At 62.0% G+C, this 15,629-nt stretch carries 12 protein-coding genes; 1 reads left to right on the forward strand and 11 read right to left on the reverse strand.

Annotated features, from left to right (window positions below; all coding sequences use genetic code 11):
- Window positions 1-65: 65 nt before the first annotated feature.
- The 3 genes from mmsB to chvE all read right to left on the reverse strand — a co-directional run bounded on the left by mmsB (window position 66) and on the right by chvE (window position 4,042).
- Window positions 66-1,247, reverse strand: a complete 1,182-nt coding sequence (gene mmsB / locus ACT3UA_RS01640; RefSeq protein ID WP_096282748.1) for a multiple monosaccharide ABC transporter permease — start codon at window positions 1,245-1,247, stop codon at window positions 66-68.
- Complete coding sequence (mmsA, locus tag ACT3UA_RS01645; RefSeq protein ID WP_096282750.1) at window positions 1,244-2,782, reverse strand: multiple monosaccharide ABC transporter ATP-binding protein; 1,539 nt, start codon at window positions 2,780-2,782, stop codon at window positions 1,244-1,246. Before mmsA ends, mmsB begins: the two co-directional genes overlap by 4 nt.
- Before the next feature lie 93 nt (window positions 2,783-2,875).
- A complete protein-coding gene (gene chvE / locus ACT3UA_RS01650) occupies window positions 2,876-4,042 on the reverse strand; it encodes a multiple monosaccharide ABC transporter substrate-binding protein (RefSeq protein ID WP_096282752.1) in 1,167 nt (388 codons plus the stop codon).
- 386 nt (window positions 4,043-4,428) lie between these two features.
- On the opposite strand from chvE, the gene ACT3UA_RS01655 reads away from it, so the two are divergent.
- Window positions 4,429-5,823 (forward strand): TIGR01777 family oxidoreductase, encoded by a 1,395-nt coding sequence (locus ACT3UA_RS01655; protein WP_096282753.1) that lies wholly within the window; start codon window positions 4,429-4,431, stop codon window positions 5,821-5,823.
- A 52-nt stretch (window positions 5,824-5,875) separates the two neighbouring features.
- On the opposite strand, the gene araA is transcribed toward ACT3UA_RS01655, so the two are convergent.
- From araA to ACT3UA_RS01695, 8 genes are all read right to left on the reverse strand, one after another.
- The gene (gene araA / locus ACT3UA_RS01660; protein WP_096282755.1) at window positions 5,876-7,387 is read right to left on the reverse strand and encodes an L-arabinose isomerase; all 1,512 of its coding nucleotides are present in this window, start codon (window positions 7,385-7,387) and stop codon (window positions 5,876-5,878) included.
- Window positions 7,388-7,428: 41 nt separating this feature from the next.
- The gene (locus tag ACT3UA_RS01665; protein WP_444615345.1) at window positions 7,429-8,145 is read right to left on the reverse strand and encodes an L-ribulose-5-phosphate 4-epimerase; all 717 of its coding nucleotides are present in this window, start codon (window positions 8,143-8,145) and stop codon (window positions 7,429-7,431) included.
- A gap of 33 nt (window positions 8,146-8,178) precedes the next feature.
- Window positions 8,179-9,792, reverse strand: a complete 1,614-nt coding sequence (locus tag ACT3UA_RS01670; protein ID WP_105650002.1) for an FGGY-family carbohydrate kinase — start codon at window positions 9,790-9,792, stop codon at window positions 8,179-8,181.
- 174 nt (window positions 9,793-9,966) lie between these two features.
- On the reverse strand, window positions 9,967-11,028 hold the full coding sequence (locus ACT3UA_RS01675) for a LacI family DNA-binding transcriptional regulator (RefSeq protein WP_374955687.1): 1,062 nt from the start codon (window positions 11,026-11,028) through the stop codon (window positions 9,967-9,969).
- Window positions 11,029-11,356: 328 nt separating this feature from the next.
- Window positions 11,357-12,250: an ATP-binding cassette domain-containing protein gene (locus tag ACT3UA_RS01680; RefSeq protein WP_096282994.1), complete on the reverse strand. Its 894-nt coding sequence runs from the start codon at window positions 12,248-12,250 to the stop codon at window positions 11,357-11,359.
- A gap of 18 nt (window positions 12,251-12,268) precedes the next feature.
- Window positions 12,269-13,333, reverse strand: a complete 1,065-nt coding sequence (locus ACT3UA_RS01685) for an ABC transporter permease (RefSeq protein WP_096282761.1) — start codon at window positions 13,331-13,333, stop codon at window positions 12,269-12,271.
- A 74-nt stretch (window positions 13,334-13,407) separates the two neighbouring features.
- Window positions 13,408-14,403 (reverse strand): substrate-binding domain-containing protein, encoded by a 996-nt coding sequence (locus ACT3UA_RS01690; protein ID WP_105553996.1) that lies wholly within the window; start codon window positions 14,401-14,403, stop codon window positions 13,408-13,410.
- A gap of 210 nt (window positions 14,404-14,613) precedes the next feature.
- Window positions 14,614-15,627: a LacI family DNA-binding transcriptional regulator gene (locus ACT3UA_RS01695; RefSeq protein ID WP_444615346.1), complete on the reverse strand. Its 1,014-nt coding sequence runs from the start codon at window positions 15,625-15,627 to the stop codon at window positions 14,614-14,616.
- Window positions 15,628-15,629: the final 2 nt, after the last annotated feature.

Genomic DNA, 15,629 nt, shown 5'->3' on the forward strand with positions numbered 1-15,629 from the left:
ACCATCGGGCACGCACAGGCCCTCCCGCAATTGCGTGCGAGAGGGCCCCTGGCGCTAATCAAATGCTAGTTGCCCGCACCTGCGCGGCGCTTGTTGTAGATGTCGAAGGCGACTGCCAGAAGCAGCACGACGCCCTTGACGATCTGCTGGGTGGAAGCTCCCACGCCCATCAGCTGCATGCCGTTGGACAGCACTGCCATGACCAGGCCACCGACGATAGCGCCGGTAACGCGTCCGACACCGCCGGTGGTCGAGGCGCCGCCGATGAAGCAGGCCGCGATGGCGTCGAGCTCGAACATGTTACCCGCACCTGGCTGGGCGCCGTTGGAACGCGAGGAGAAGACCACTCCGGCCACGCCGGAGAGCAGGCCCATGTTGATGAAGATCCACATGTTGATGCGCTTCACGTTCACGCCTGAGAGCTTGGCTGCCGACAGGTTGCCGCCGATGGCGTAGACGTGGCGGCCGAAAACGGTCTTGGTGGTCAGCACGTGGTAGCCCAGGATCAGGGCAGCCAGGATGATCAGCACGATCGGCATGCCGCGGCTGGTGGCGATCTGCCAGAAGAACCAGAGGATGATGATGCCCGAGATGATGTTCTTGGCCAGGAACATGGCCATGGATTCAACGCTCTGGCCGTACTTGGCGCGTCCAGCGCGGTTGCGCCACTGCGAAACGAACAGTCCGGCCACGGCGATCACGCCGATGATCACGGTGAACAGGTCGAATCCGTTGCCGCCCAGCAGCCCGTTGAGGAAGCCGCCGGCGATCTGGCCGTATTCGCCGGGGAACGGCGAGAGCGAAACGTTGCTCAGCACTTCGTAGGTCAGGCCGCGGAAGAGCAGCATGCCGGCCAGGGTCACGATGAACGCGGGAATGCCCACGTACGCCACCCAGAAGCCCTGCCACAGGCCGCACAGGGCGCCCACGGCGATGCCGGCGAGCATGCCGACCCACCAGGGCAGATCCCCCTTGATGACAATGACCGCGGAGACCGCACCGGTCAGCGCCACGAGGGAGCCGACCGACAGGTCGATGTGCCCGGCGACGATCACCAGGATCATGCCCAGGGCGAGGATCAGCACGTAGGAGTACTGCAAGATGATGTTGGTGATGTTGATCGGGCTGAGCAGCAGCCCGTTGGTCAGGATGGTGAACAGCACCACGATGAGCACGAAGGCAATGTAAATGCCCGAGGTGCGCAGGTTCTTGGTGAAGATATCCTTCAGCTCGCTTGTGATGGTCATCGGGTGCTTTCCTTCTCGATGGTCATGAGTTCCATGAGGCGTTCCTGGGTGGCTTCGCTGCTGGGCAGCTGGCCGGTCATTCGGCCGTAGGCCAGGGTGTAGATGCGGTCGCAGATGCCCAAGAGCTCTGGCAGTTCGGAGGAGATCACCAGCACGGCCTTGCCGGCAGCCGCCAGCTCGTTGATGATGGTGTAGATCTCGTATTTGGCGCCGACGTCGATGCCGCGGGTGGGCTCGTCGAGGATCAGCAGCTCGGGTGCGGTGTGCAGCCATTTGCCCAGCACGACCTTCTGCTGGTTGCCGCCCGAGAGGTTCCCGACCTTCGCCATCACGTTCGGGGTCTTGATGCGCATGGACTTGCGGTAGTGCTCGGCAATCTGGATCTCCTTGTTGCCGTCCACGAAGCCCTTGGAAGAGATCTTGTCCAGGCCGGCCGCGGTGGTGTTCACGCGGATGTCCTCGATCAGGTTCAGCCCGAACTTCTTGCGGTCCTCGGAAACGTAGGCGATGCCGGCCTTGATGGCCTTGCCCACGGTGGAGGTGTCCACCGGCTTGCCGTCCATCTTGACCGTGCCGGTGATGTTCCGGCCATAGCTGTGGCCGAAGATGCTCATCGCCAATTCGGTGCGCCCGGCGCCCATCAGTCCTGCAATGCCGACGATTTCGCCGGCGCGGACCTCCAGGTTGGCGCCTTCCACCACGGTGCGGTCCTGCTGGACCGGGTGCTGGACCGACCAGTCCTGGACCTCGAAGACCACGTCGCCGATCTGCGGTACGCGTTCCGGGTAGCGGGAGGACAGTTCGCGGCCCACCATGCCGCGGATGATGCGGTTCTGGTTGGACCCGGGATCGGCCATGTCCAGCGCCTCGATGGACTGGCCATCGCGGATGATCGTGGTGGTGTTGGCAATGTCCTCGATCTCGCCGAGCTTGTGCGAAATGATGATCGAGGTGATGCCCTGTTCGCGCAGTCCGCGCAGCAGGTTCAGCAGGTGCTCGGAGTCGTCGTCATTCAGCGCGGCGGTCGGTTCGTCCAGGATCAGCAGCTTGACGTTCTTGCTCAGCGCCTTGGCGATTTCCACCAGCTGCTGCTTGCCCACGCCCAGCTGGCCTACCGGGGTGACCGGCAGTTCGTCCAGGCCCACGCGGGCCAGCAGGTCCGCGGCGCGGTGGTTGGTCTCGTTCCAGTCGATGAAGCCGCCGCGCGCGGTTTCGTTGCCGAGGAAGATGTTCTCGGCCACCGACAGGTACGGCACCAGCGCCAGCTCCTGGTGGATGATCACGATGCCCTGGGCTTCGGAGTCCTTGATGTTCGAGGCCTTGAGCTCTTCGCCTTCGAAAATGATCTGGCCCTCGTAGCTGCCGTGCGGGTAGACCCCGGAGAGCACCTTCATGAGGGTGGATTTTCCGGCGCCGTTCTCTCCGCAGATAGCGTGGATTTCGCCCTTGCTAACCGAAAGGTTGACGCCGTCCAGCGCCTTGACTCCGGGAAAAGTCTTGGTGATGTCCTGCATGTGCAGGATCGTGGTGTCCATAGTGCAGACGTCCTTGGTGTGTGCTGTGATCGGTGCATCCGGTGGGCGGGAGGGCGGCTTGCCCTCCCGCCCACCGGATTGCGGCCTGGGAGACTACTTGGTCTGGCCGGCCTTGACTTCCTCGGCCGTGTAGTACTCGGAGTCGACCAGCAGGGAGGTGATGTTGTCCTTGACGACGATGTCCGAATCCAGCAGGTAGGAAGGAACAACCTTCTTGCCGTTGTCGTAGGTTTCGGTGTCATTGGCTTCCGGCTCGCCGCCGCCTGCGTAGGACTTCACTGCCTCGACAGCCTGGGTAGCCAGCTTGCGGGTGTCCTTGAAGATGGTTGCGTACTGCACGCCATCGTCGATCAGCTTCACCGAAGCGATTTCTGCATCCTGGCCCGAGATGATCGGCAGGCCGGCCTCGATGGTCTTGCCGTAGCCGGCGTTGGACAGTGCGGTGATGATGCCGCGGGAGATGCCGTCGAATGGCGAGAGGATGCCGTCGATCTTGGTCTTGCCGCCCTGGTAGTGGGCGGTAATCAGGTCTTCCATGCGCGACTGGGCTTCTTCCTGGCTCCAGCGCAGGGTAGCTGCCTGCTCGATCTTGGTCTGCCCGGACTTGACCGTCAGGGTGCCGTCATCCAGGTAGGGCTTGAGGGTATCCATGGCGCCCTTCCAGAAGAAGTGCGCGTTGTTGTCGTCGATCGAACCGGCGAAGAGCTCGACGTTGAACTTGCCCTCCTTGCTGGTGCGCTTGCCTTCCTCATCGGCCAGGCCCATGCCGGTCAGCAGCGAGGTTGCCTGCTGGACGCCGACGTTGTAGTTGTCGAAGGTGACGTAGAAGTCGACGTTCTCGGTGCCGTTGATCAAGCGGTCGTAGGAGATGATCGGGATGTCCTGGTCCGCTGCGGCCTGCAGCTGGGTGGACAGCGCGGTGCCGTCGATGGAAGCGACCACGAGGATGTCTGCACCCTTGGTGATCATCTGGTCGATCTGCTGCTGCTGGGTCGGGATGTCATCGTTGGCGAACTGCATGAAGACCTCGTAGCCGGCTTCTTCAAGCTGCGACTTCACGGCCTCACCGTCGGCGATCCAACGCTCGGAGGTTTCGGTTGGCATTGCGACGCCTACCTGGATGTCCTCCGGGGCCGTGCTTTCGCCTTCGGCACCCGCGCCACCGCCGGCACCGCTGCCGCCACATGCTGCCAGTGCGCCAACGAGCGCGAGGGATCCAAACGTGGCTACCGCTCGACGAGCCCAGTTATTCCGTGCCATCTTTTCCTCCTGCGTATTCCGATTCATCCCGGCAGTGCGACCGGGCTCACACCATGTTAGCGCTAACAACGTGAGTTGCGCCACCCCAGATGATAACAATTTGATATTAACCGGACAAGACAGCCTAGAGGTTCCAGCATGTTGACGTGGATCATGAGCGAATGACCGCCTAACTGCCCCCGGGTGCAGTGCGGCCAAGGGGCTTGCCGAAGCGCCTTCAGCGTGTGTAATGGCAGGCTCGGAACACCCAAGGAACGACAAGGTAAAGCTACTACGGCCATGCTTGTCACGGCAGCCCTCGCAGTTAGCCCTGCGAGAATGGCCTTTGCAAGCCCGTCGACGCGCAGTGCGCGTGGCGGCAGGGATCCCGGACATAGTATTGGGCCATGACTACACAAAGGTCCAGCGTTCTTCCGGCACCCCCGGACGAGGTATCCGCCTGGTTTGCCCGGCCGGGCGCGATTCGCCGGCTGCTGCCGCCCTGGCTTCCGCTCAAGGTCATCGAAGAAGCCGGCTCCTTGCGTGGGGGAACCGCGGCACTGGGGCTGCCTGGCGGCCTGCGCTGGTACGCCCAGCACAAGCCCTCCGACTACCTCGAGAATCGGCGGTTCGTCGACGAGCTGCAGGCTCGCGGCGTGCGGGCGGCCCCCACGCGCGTGGCTCATTGGCGTCATGAACACCTCACCGAGCCCGCGGGATCCGGGCACACCACCGTCACCGACCGCGTCAGCTCCAATCTGCCCGCAACGCAGATCGAACGGATGCTGGACTACCGCCACCGCCAGCTCGCCGCCGATTTCGCCGCCCATGAGCGGGCGTCCGAGGCCGGACTGGAACCGTTGACCATCGCGGTCACCGGAAGCAATGGCATGGTCGGCACCGCGTTATGCGCCTTCTTGTCCACCGGCGGGCACCGAGTCATCAAGCTGGTGCGCCGCGCGCCGCAATCCACGGACGAACGACGTTGGGATCCGCTGGCTCCGGAGCACGACCTGCTAGACGATTGCGACGCGGTCATCCACCTCGCCGGAACAAGCATCTTCGGCAGGTTCAGCGACTCGCACCGGCAGGCGATCGAGGCAAGCCGCATCGAACCCACCCGGGCTCTGGCTGAGCTGGCGGATCGCTCCGGCGTCTCCCGATTCATCAGCGCCTCGGCCATCGGCATCTACGGTGCCTCGGCCGGAGCCGCCCCGATTGATGAGCAGTCGCCTCCTGAAGTAGGGGGCGCGGACTTCTTATCCGGCGTGGTCCAACGCTGGGAGCAAGCAACCGGGCAAGGCGAGACGAGCATGCGCCGGGTGCAGATCCGCACCGGCGTGGTGCTCAGCCCTTCGGGTGGCATGCTCGCGGTGCTGCGCCCGATCTTCGCCGCCGGCTTGGGTGGCCGCTTGGGCACGGGAGAACAGCGCCTGTCCTGGGTTGGCCTCGACGATCTCATTGATATCTACCATCGGGCTTTGTGGGACACGCAGCTGAGCGGCCCGGTGAACGCGGTGTCCCCTCACCCGGTCAGCAACGCCGAATTCACCAGCGCCTTGGCCAAGGCACTGCGCCGCCCGGCCATCATTCCGGTGCCTGCAGCCGCCCCGAAACTGCTGCTGGGAACCCAAGGCGCCAAGCTATTGGCCATGGCAGATCAACAGGTGGTCCCGCAGAAGCTGCTGGATGCCGCGCACCACTTCCGCTTCGCACAAATCGAGCAAACTCTGGCCCACTGCTTGGGTTCACCGACCCGGGGAGACCGAGCCGAGGCAAACTCGCTTCCGCCCAAGCCTTAATAGGCATTGGCCAGCACCCGGTGGTGCTGGCCAACCTAAGGTCCCTGTGCGCCTACAGGCCTTGAGCCAAGCGGTAGTACGCCTGGTTCAGCCGCACCTGTTCGGCAAAGCCGCGGCGCGTGGTGCTCTCGTCGATCACCAGCAGCTCGGTGCCGGCGATTTCGGCGAAGACCTCGAAGGCCTCGATTCCGGCGGCCGTGGACATGACCGTATGGTGGGCTCCGCCGGCGGTCAGCCAGGACTCCGCCGAGGTGGAGAAGTCAGGTCGCGGCTGCCACACGGCACGCGCCACCGGAAGGTTCGGCAGTTCCTGCGGCGGGGTCACCACGTCAACCACGTTTGCGGTCAAGCGGAAACGCTCGCGCATATCGGCCATCGAAACCACCACGGCGCCGGTGGTAGCCGCGGCGTTGAACACCATGCGCACCGGGTCCTCGCGTCCCCCAATGCCCAGCGGATGGATTTCGATACGCGGCTTGTCGGTGGTCAGCGACGGGCAGACCTCGAGCATGTGGGCGCCGAGGATCAGCTCCTTGCCCGGGGTCAGGTCATAGGTGTAGTCCTCCATCAGCGAAGCGCCACCGGGCAGCCCGGCGCCCATCACCTTCGCGGCACGCACCAGCACCGCGGTCTTCCAGTCGCCTTCGGCGCCGAAGCCGTAGCCCTTGCCCATCAGCCGCTGGACCGCGAGGCCCGGCAGCTGCTTGAGCCCGCCAAGGTCCTCGAAATTGGTGGTGAAAGCCCAAGCGCCCAGCGCACGCAGGAACGACTCGATGGCCAATTCCTGGCGTGCGGCGTAGCGCAGCGACTCGTGGCGGACTCCGCCGGCGCGCAGCTCCGCGGCGACATCGTATTCACGCTCGTATTCGACTACCAGCGCGTCCACATCGCCCTCGGCAACCGCTTCTACGGCTTCGACCAAGTCGTTGACCGCCCAGGTGTTGACCGAGACGCCAAACCGCAGTTCGGCCTCGGTTTTGTCCCCTTCGGTGACCGCGACGTTGCGCATATTGTCTCCGAAGCGGACCAGCTTCATCGACTGGGTGGCATTCCAGCCGGCGGCACCGCGAACCCAGGTGCCCACGCGTCCGGCAACCGCCGGATTGGAAACGTGGCCGACCACGGTAGTGCGGGTGGCCCCGATCCGGGTGGCCAGATAGGCGTATTCACGGTCGCCGTGGGCGGCCTGGTTCAGGTTCATGAAGTCGAAGTCGATGGTGTCCCACGGCAGCTCGACATTCGCCTGGGTGTGCAGGTGCAGCAGCGGCTTGGCCAGTGCCTTCAAACCCGAGATCCACATCTTGGCCGGGCTGAACGTGTGCATCCAGGTGATTACGCCCAGCACGTTGTCATTCGAGTTTGCATCCAGCATGGCCCGGCGGATCGATTCCGCGTCCTTGAGCACCGGCTTCCAGATGACCTTCGCCGGGACCTGCTCGGATCCGTCCAGGGCCTCGGCGACCTCGCGCGATTGCTCGGCGACCTGTCGCAGGGTTTCGTCGCCATACAGGTCCTGGCTTCCGGTGAAGAACCAGATTTCCTTGGATTCATATGCCTTGCTCATGGTGTCCTTTCGGATTGAAGTTTTTGGCCGCCAGCGAGCGGCTATTGTCCGTAAACGTTTTGGTAGCGCGCGTAGAGCGCGTCAATATCTTCGCCTCGCATCGGCAGTGGATCGCCGAGCTGGCGGGCAATATGGACCGTGCGGGCGACTTCCTCGCACATCACCGCGGCCTTGACCGCCGCTCGGGCGTCCTTGCCGATGGTGAAGGGGCCATGGTTTTGCATCAGCACGGCCGGACTGCGCGATTCGCTCAACGTTTGGACGATGCCGCGGCCGATGGAATCATCGCCAATGATCGCGAACGGGCCCACCGGGACTGGCCCACCGAACTCGTCGGCCATCATGGTCAGCACGCAGGGGATTTCCTCGCCGCGCGCGGCCCAGGCGGTGGCGTAGGTCGAGTGGGTGTGCACCACTCCCCCAACGTGGGGCATGTGCTGGTAGGTGTAGGCATGCGCCGCGGTATCCGAAGACGGAGCGCGTGTACCCTCCAAGAGCTCACCGTCTAGCGTGCAGACCACCATGGATTCGGCTGTCAGCTCGTCATAGGAGACCCCCGAGGGTTTGATCACGAACAGGTCCGCGCTGCCGTCGGGAACCTCCGGATTCCGCACGCGCTGCGAGACATTGCCGGCGGTCCAGACGACCAGCTCATAGCGTGGCAGTTCCGCGTGCAGGGCAGCGACGACCTCACGGACGCGGGCAACTTCTTGACGCATGGTGTTCGGGTAGCTGGCTAATGTTTGAGCGTGGCTCATCGGTTTCTCCTAAGTGCCGGGATGAAAGTGTTTTTAGATGGCCGTGATGGCCGCGCGTTCGATGTCCAGACCGGCCTGATAGGCGCGCAGGTATTGTGCGTATCCGGCCACGTCCTGCTGCTGCGGGGCCAGCTCCTGCAATTCGGCGTTCGCGAAAACCTGCGAATTCAGGTACTCCGCGAGGCTGGCTGCCGAGTTCGTCGCGACGCGGTGCCGGTAGGCTGCCAACACCGCAATTCCCCAGGCACCGCCATGTTCCGCGGTGCTGCCTACCGATACCGGGACATTAAGCGCCGCCGCCAGGAGCCGCTGCGCTGCCTGCGCGGTCCGGAAGATGCCGCCATGGGCGAACAGCTTATGGATTTTCACGCCCTCGCCGGCGAGGATTTCCATGCCCAAGCTCAGCGTGGCGAATACCGAATACACCTGAGTGCGCATCAGATTCGCGAGGTTAAACGTTGAATCCGGGGTGCGTACCAGCAGTGGGCGCCCCTCGGGCAGCCCGGTCACCGGTTCTCCAGACAGGTAGTTGTAGGCGAGCAGTCCACCGCCGTCCGCTGCACCGTCCAGTGCCGCGGCAAGCAGCGTCTGGTAGACCTGATTCGTGGAGGCTTCATGTCCTAGCCCCTGGGCAAACTGGCCGAAAAGCGCGGCCCAGCTGGCTAGTTCACTGGCACCGTTATTGCAGTGCACCATGGCCACCGGATCTCCGGTGGGAGTGGTGACGATGTCAATTTCGGGGTGCACTTCACGCAGCGGGGCATCGAGGACAACCATCGCAAAGATGGAGGTTCCCACCGAGACGTTCGCGGTGCGTTGCGCTACGGAGTTGGTAGCAACCATTCCGGTGCCTGCGTCCCCTTCCGGCGGGCAGCAGATCGCTCCCGGCTGCAGCTGCCCGGTGGGGTCAAGCAAAAGTGCTCCGGCCTCAGTCAGGCTGCCGGCCTCGGTTCCAGCGGCAAGGACCTCCGGCAAGAGCTGCTCCAGCGAACCTGCAGCTCCCAATGGCTTCGCCAACCGGTCAAAAGTCTCTATAAAAGCCTTGTCGTAACCGAGGTCGGCGCTGTCCAGTGGGAACATTCCCGAGGCGTCACCAGCACCGAGCACCCGGCGCCCGGTGAGCTGATGATGGATGAACCCGGCCAGGGTATTCAAGCTTGAGACCGCGCCTACGTGTTCTTCGTGATCCAGCAGCGCCTGATAGTAGTGCGCAACCGACCAACGCAGTGGGATGTTGTAGCCAAAGGCCTCGCTGAGCTGATTGGAGGCCTGTTCGGTCGAGGTATTGCGCCAGGTGCGGAAGGGAACTAGCAGTTCATCGGATTTATCAAAGGCGAGGTAGCCGTGCATCATCGCCGAGACGCCAATGGCCGCAAAGGCAGTGGGGCGCACTCCATATTGGTGCTGGGTATCAACCAGCAGATCCGCAAAGCAGCTCTGCAGACCCGCAATCATTGCTTCGCGGGAATAGGTCCAGCGTCGATCCACGAACTGGTTTTCCCACCCGTGGTTGCCGGTGGCGAGTTGCTCGTGGTTGGGACCGATGAGACTAGCCTTGATATTCGTTGAACCAAATTCGATCCCCAGAACTGCCTGCCCCGAACCAATCACCTCGGGCGCGGACAAACCTGCTTGCTGGCCAGTCATGGATTCTCCGTCCTCGCACCCGCACGGCAGGTGGCTATCGTTGCGTCGCCGCACCGCTGTTCTTCGGAAGAAGAGATCACAGGGTTCGGTCGGAACATTTACATTATGTTAGCGCTAACAAAATGCGATGCGCAACACATGACGAAGATTAGCTACCTGTCGATTGGGCTGAACTCAGTTTCGCGGTGGTGGGGCGGTACTGGCTCGGACGACCATGGTGGGCGCGATCATGCGCGGCTCCTGCAGCCCTCGTTCGCCACCGAGCAGCTCGGTTAGCGCGGCGCGACCCACGTCGGCAAAGGGCTGGCGCACCGTGGTGAGCTTCGGGATGTAGAACTCGGCGATCTGCAGGTCATCAAAGCCAACCACCGATACGTCCTCCGGCACGCTCAGGCCGGCCTCCCAGAACGCCCGCAGCAGCCCGATGGCCAAATAGTCGTTGGAGGCAAAGACGGCGGTTATTTCCCCGGCCTTCACCCGAGGTGCGAGGCTGACCCCCGCGGCATAACCGCTGGGGGCCAGCCAGGATTCCGCCGGGAACTCCACCGCGTCATAGCCTGCTGCGGCCATGGCTTCACGCCAACCGATATTCCGCTCCGTGGCATCAAACCAACCGGATGGGCCTGAAACATGGACGATCTTTCGGTGCCCCAAGGAGAGCAAATGCTCCGTCGCCTGTCGGGCGCCGTCGCGCTGATCGACATAAACGTAGTGCACCGGATCCCCCGCCGGAACATCGGTCCGTGCGGCTACCACCACCACCGGCACTTTCAGCTTCAGGTCGTCAATCGCGGCGGTGACCTTGTCATGCGGGGCGACCACCACCACGCCGTCCACGCTCTGGTCGGTGAGGTGGTTCAGGGCCGTGACCGCACCGCCAAAGTCATAACTATCCATGGAGGTCATGGTGACAAAATATCCCTGTGCGCGAGCAGCGGCTTCCACCGCGAGCACGGTGGACTGCGGCCCAAAGAATTCGCTGCCGATGGTCAGGATGCCGATGGTGCGCGTCTGCGCCGTGGCCAGGGCGCGCGCGGCAAGGTTGCGCCGATAACCGAGCTCCTTGATGGCCTCCAGCACTCGCACTCGCGTGCCTTCGCGGACATTTGGGTGATCATTCAATACGCGCGACACGGTTTGGTGGGAGACCCCGGCGACGGCTGCCACGTCCGCCATCGAGGGCGGTCGATCCGATGCGTTGCCATCTTCAGGCTTGAATGTATTCACATCCGCCATTATTGCAAACACTAACCCGCGGGCCGGAGCAGCCTCTCTGAACTCGGATCGACTGGAGCATCGAAATTTATATTCTACGATAGGAATATATGTTCCGTGAAGGAATCAGACCTAGGTTTCATCTGGTTCAATGCTTCATTCTCGCAACTCGAGCATCTTCAGTTTCTTGACTCGTAATGGTTGAGACATTTAGTCAAATATGCCTTTCCCGGTCCCCCTGTACAGAACCAGAAGTACTCGAGGCACGCATTAAAAGGCGTCGGCAAGAGCACAAGGTGGTGGCCACTTCAAGACCGAAGTGGCCGCCACCTTGGCAATTGGCTCGCAACTATCGAGCAACCTGAGGTCCAGCACCTGCCTCGGCTTCGGCCAACTCCTCGTCGTGGCCACCGAGCTGTTCCAGCTCATGTGCCAGCTCGGCCAGTTCAGCACCGCCGGCCATCTGGGCGGTCAACTCTTCCACGGTAATTTCCGATTTGGAATAGTAGCCAATAGCGCGGCCACGCTTGAGCAGCAGGAATGAGTCGCCGACCGGATAGGCGTGGTGCGGGTTATGCGTAATGAAGATGACCCCCAGCCCGCGGTCCCTGGCCTGGAGAATGTAGCGCAGCACCACACCAGACTGCTTAACACCCAGAGCAGCCGTGGGCTCGTCCAAGATCAGCACCTTCGCACCGAAATACACGGCTCTGGCGATGGCCACGCACTGTCGTTCGCCACCGGAAAGCTGCCCGATGGGCTGTTCCACATCACGCAGATCGATACCCATATCGGCCAGTTCCTGCTTGGTGATCTGCTTCATCCGCTGCACATCAAGCTTTTTGAAGGGACCTACGCCGGTAGTCAGTTCCGAGCCAAGGAAGAAGTTGCGCCAGATGGGCATCAGCGGGACGACCGCCAAATCCTGATATACCGCGGCGATCCCAGCGTCCAAGGCGACTCGCGGGCTCTTGAGCTTGATGGCTGACCCGTGAAGCGTGAACTCGCCCTCATCATGCTGGTGCAGACCGGCGATGATCTTGATCAACGTGGACTTGCCCGCACCATTATCGCCCAGTACGCAGGTGACCCTTCCCGGATCGACTTCCATGTCGACACCGCGCAACGCGATAATGCTTCCGTAGTGCTTGCCTACACCTTTGAGCGTGAGCAGGTTGTCATTGGTCTTGGGTTCGAGCTTCTGCAGCAGCTCTTCGGCCTTCTTGTTCTTTCGAGTTTTCATGTTCATGTCCTTGGCTTCCTATTTACTGGATTCCGCGCGCTTCTTCACGACGATGTTCACAACCGTGGCCAGCAGCAGCATCAAGCCCAGGAAGAACTTGAACCAGTCCGGGTTCCACTCTGCGTACACAATGCCCTTGTTTGCCATGCCGAATATGAATGCCCCGATGGCCCCGCCAATGGCTGATCCGTAACCACCTGTGAGCAGGCAGCCGCCGATCACCGCAGCAATGATGTAGAGGAATTCATTGCCGATGCCTTCGCCTGACTGCACGGAGTCGAAGGCGAACAGGTTGTGCATGCCCAGTACCCAGCCACAGAATCCGACGGCCATGAAAAGCCCGATTTTGGTGCGGACCACGGGGACGCCGACGGCGCGGGCGGCTTTCTCGTCCCCGCCAATGGCGAAGATCCAGTTGCCAATCTTTGTTTGCAGCAAGACCCACGAAGCGATGATCACCAAGGCTAGCCAAATGAACACGGTGATCTTGACGTCGATCCCACCGATATTCACCGAAGAGGCGAAAACCGCCTTGGCGCTCTGGAATCCTTCCATGTCTGCAATGGATGGCGAGGACACCGATCCGCCAATAGCGCGCGTCAGGCCCAGATTCAGGCCCGTGAGCATCAAGAAACTGGCCAGCGTCACGATGAATGATGGCAGCTTGGTCTTGATCAGGATGATTCCATTGATGAACCCGATCAGCAGTGAGACGACCAGAGCCAAGGCGATGCCGACCCAGACGTTGAGCCCGAAGTACCAGCTGATCAACGACGCGCTGAGTGCCGAGGAAATCACTGCCACACCTGTGGACAGGTCGAACTCGCCACCGATCATCAGCAAGGACACTCCAACGGCCATAATGCCGATGGTTGAAGCGCCGTAGAGGACGGTGGCCAAGGAGGCGGGACTCAAGAAGACCGGTGCAACGATGGCGAAGAAGATGAACAGGGCGACGGCGCCCACGAGGGCACCGATCTCCGGACGTCCCAGGAGAATTGACAGCGTGCTTTTCTTGCCAACGCGTTCGTCTTGGGTGAGGGATGGTTTCTTATGCGTGGGTGAGGCTGTTGTTGAAGACATGAGTTTTCCTCCATGTCCTGGCTGCGCGCCGGCTCGCCGCTACCGGCAGGCTCGGCGCGCACCGAGGATCGTTGCTAGCGGACGCCTTCTTCGGCGAAACTGGTGATCTTTTCGGCCACGGTCTTGTCAACGATGGCCGGGCCGGTCAGAGTCGCCTGTCCACCGCCGATCGTGAAGCCACCGCGGTGGTTCTGCCACAGCGCATCAACTGCCATGTAGCCCTGCAACCATGGCTGCTGGTCAACGGTGAACAGCACGTTGCCCTTGGTGATTTCTTGGACTAGCTGCGAGTTCATGTCGAAGGAGGCTACCTCGACCTTTGAGTTGGCCGTAGCCTTGGCTTTGATCAGCGTCATGGTAAATGGCGCGCCCAGCCCGATGATTGCATCGGCTTGCTTGTCCGCTTGGAGCTTGGCAGTTGCTGTTGACTCGACCTGGGTCATGTCAGTGCCCTGCACGTAGAGTATTTCGGTGCCTGGGACAACTTTCTTCACGCCGGCGCAGCGGGCTTCAAGGCCAACGTGCCCCTGTTCCTGGATGACGCATATTGGCTTCTTGATGCCCGAATCCTTCAGCTTTTCGCCGGCAGCCTGGCCTGCGAGCTGCTCATTGGACCCGAAGTGGGCGAACGCTCCGATGTCCTTAAACCGGTCTTCGCCGGCGTTCAGGCTGACGATGGGAATTCCTGCGTCCGTGGCCTTTTTCAGCGCTCCGGCCATGGCGTCCGGCTTAGCCAGGGTTACGGCAATGCCGTCCACTCCCTGGTCAATGGCCTGCTCAATCAGCTGGGATTGGCGCCCGCCATCGGGGTCGCTCAAGTACTGCAGGTCAACGTTGTCCTTGGCCGCAGCCTCTTCGGCACCCTTGCGGATGATGTCCCAGAAGGTATCCCCCGGAGCCGCATGGGTGATCACTGCGACTTTGATGCGATCGGTGGCCGCAACAGCCCCACCGCCCGCACTGCTTTCCGGTTCTGGTGCACGCCCGCCCGTTGATGAGCAAGCCGCCAATCCCAGGGCTGGAATGATGGCGAGTGTGATTGCGAGTTTGCGCCAAGTTGGCTTTCCCATATTCGTTTTCCCCTTCAGGGCTACGTCGACGCACCCCGATAGTCCCCTGGAGCGGGCCGCCTTAACAAGATTTCCGTGACTTGAATCACAAGATGTCTAAAGTCTGCGCGACAAAAAGCGATCCGTCAAGACTTTGTAAAGACATGAGGATGTGAAGACGAGAACTTTGCGACCTTCAACAGGCGAAGCCAGGTGCTGCTTCCTCCTGGTTCAACGGCGCGGAAGGGATGAAGAACGCACGATAAGCCGTGGCGGAATCATCAATTGACGTGCAAATTTTCCGTCCGGATTCCGCATCAACTGGAGAAGCAGCCGCACGCTGCTGCGACCGATGTCTTGCGAATCCGAGTCGACGCTGGTCAACGAGATTCTCCCCAGCGACGATAGAGAAATATTGTCGTAGCCAGTCACCGCCGCAGACAAGCCAGCCTCATCAAGAGCCTGCAGCGCGCCAAATGCGGAAAGATCATTGAAACAGGCCAGCGCTTCAGGCCGTGCCCCCGAGGCCAGCAACCGCACCACGGCTTCATAGCCGGCCTGAACCGTTGGTCCAGCTTCCACCACCTGCACTTGCTGGCGCAACCCATGGCGCAGCATCGCCCGATGATAGGCAGCTTCGCGCACCGCCGAAACCGGCCCAGCGCCACCGGCGATATGGGTGATCCGCTCATTCCCGCAGTGAACCAAGTGGTCAATCACCAAGCCAAAGCCCTGCTCATCATCTACTGAAACCGCAGCAGTATTTGATTGCGCCTGACGCCCGCTGCCCACAAATACAGCGGGAGTCTCACCCAACGCGGCTTCGAAGCTGGCTGCATCATCGGCTGATCCAACGACGAGGATTCCACTGACCCGCAAATCGCGCAGGGCCTGCAATTCCGCGGGGCCAACACCCAGACCATCGTGGATCGCGGCCGCACTGAACAGCACGTCACACCCCACTGCTTGCAACTGTTCGCGAACCACTTCCGCGACGGTCAGAACCCAGGGATTATGCAGTTCCCCTAGGACGACACCAATGGCATGCCGGTTCGCGGCAACCAGCGAGCGAGCCGCCAGGTTGGGCTGATAGCCCAACTCGCGGATGGAGTCCTCGACCAGCGAACGCCGCAGCGAACTGACCCGGCTCGGATCCGAGAGCACCAGGGACACCAATGATTTGGAGACCCCGGCCCGCTTGGCGACGTCTCGTATCGTGGGGCGGCGGCGCGGCGAGTCAGGCATGG

The sequence above is a fragment of the Glutamicibacter sp. 363 genome (assembly GCF_052379505.1).
Lineage (GTDB): Bacteria > Actinomycetota > Actinomycetes > Actinomycetales > Micrococcaceae > Glutamicibacter.

What these genes read in the sequence shown, in the direction of transcription:
- ACT3UA_RS01695 (WP_444615346.1), bottom strand. Translation starts at nt 15,627, where the DNA reads ATGCCTGACTCGCCGCGCCGCCGCCCCACGATACGAGACGTCGCCAAG.
- chvE (WP_096282752.1), bottom strand. Translation starts at nt 4,042, where the DNA reads ATGGCACGGAATAACTGGGCTCGTCGAGCGGTAGCCACGTTTGGATCC.
- mmsA (WP_096282750.1), bottom strand. Translation starts at nt 2,782, where the DNA reads ATGGACACCACGATCCTGCACATGCAGGACATCACCAAGACTTTTCCC.
- ACT3UA_RS01670 (WP_105650002.1), bottom strand. Translation starts at nt 9,792, where the DNA reads ATGACTGGCCAGCAAGCAGGTTTGTCCGCGCCCGAGGTGATTGGTTCG.
- ACT3UA_RS01655 (WP_096282753.1), top strand. Translation starts at nt 4,429, where the DNA reads ATGACTACACAAAGGTCCAGCGTTCTTCCGGCACCCCCGGACGAGGTA.
- ACT3UA_RS01690 (WP_105553996.1), bottom strand. Translation starts at nt 14,403, where the DNA reads ATGGGAAAGCCAACTTGGCGCAAACTCGCAATCACACTCGCCATCATT.
- ACT3UA_RS01685 (WP_096282761.1), bottom strand. Translation starts at nt 13,333, where the DNA reads ATGTCTTCAACAACAGCCTCACCCACGCATAAGAAACCATCCCTCACC.
- ACT3UA_RS01665 (WP_444615345.1), bottom strand. Translation starts at nt 8,145, where the DNA reads ATGAGCCACGCTCAAACATTAGCCAGCTACCCGAACACCATGCGTCAA.
- ACT3UA_RS01680 (WP_096282994.1), bottom strand. Translation starts at nt 12,250, where the DNA reads ATGAAAACTCGAAAGAACAAGAAGGCCGAAGAGCTGCTGCAGAAGCTC.
- araA (WP_096282755.1), bottom strand. Translation starts at nt 7,387, where the DNA reads ATGAGCAAGGCATATGAATCCAAGGAAATCTGGTTCTTCACCGGAAGC.
- ACT3UA_RS01675 (WP_374955687.1), bottom strand. Translation starts at nt 11,028, where the DNA reads ATGGCGGATGTGAATACATTCAAGCCTGAAGATGGCAACGCATCGGAT.
- mmsB (WP_096282748.1), bottom strand. Translation starts at nt 1,247, where the DNA reads ATGACCATCACAAGCGAGCTGAAGGATATCTTCACCAAGAACCTGCGC.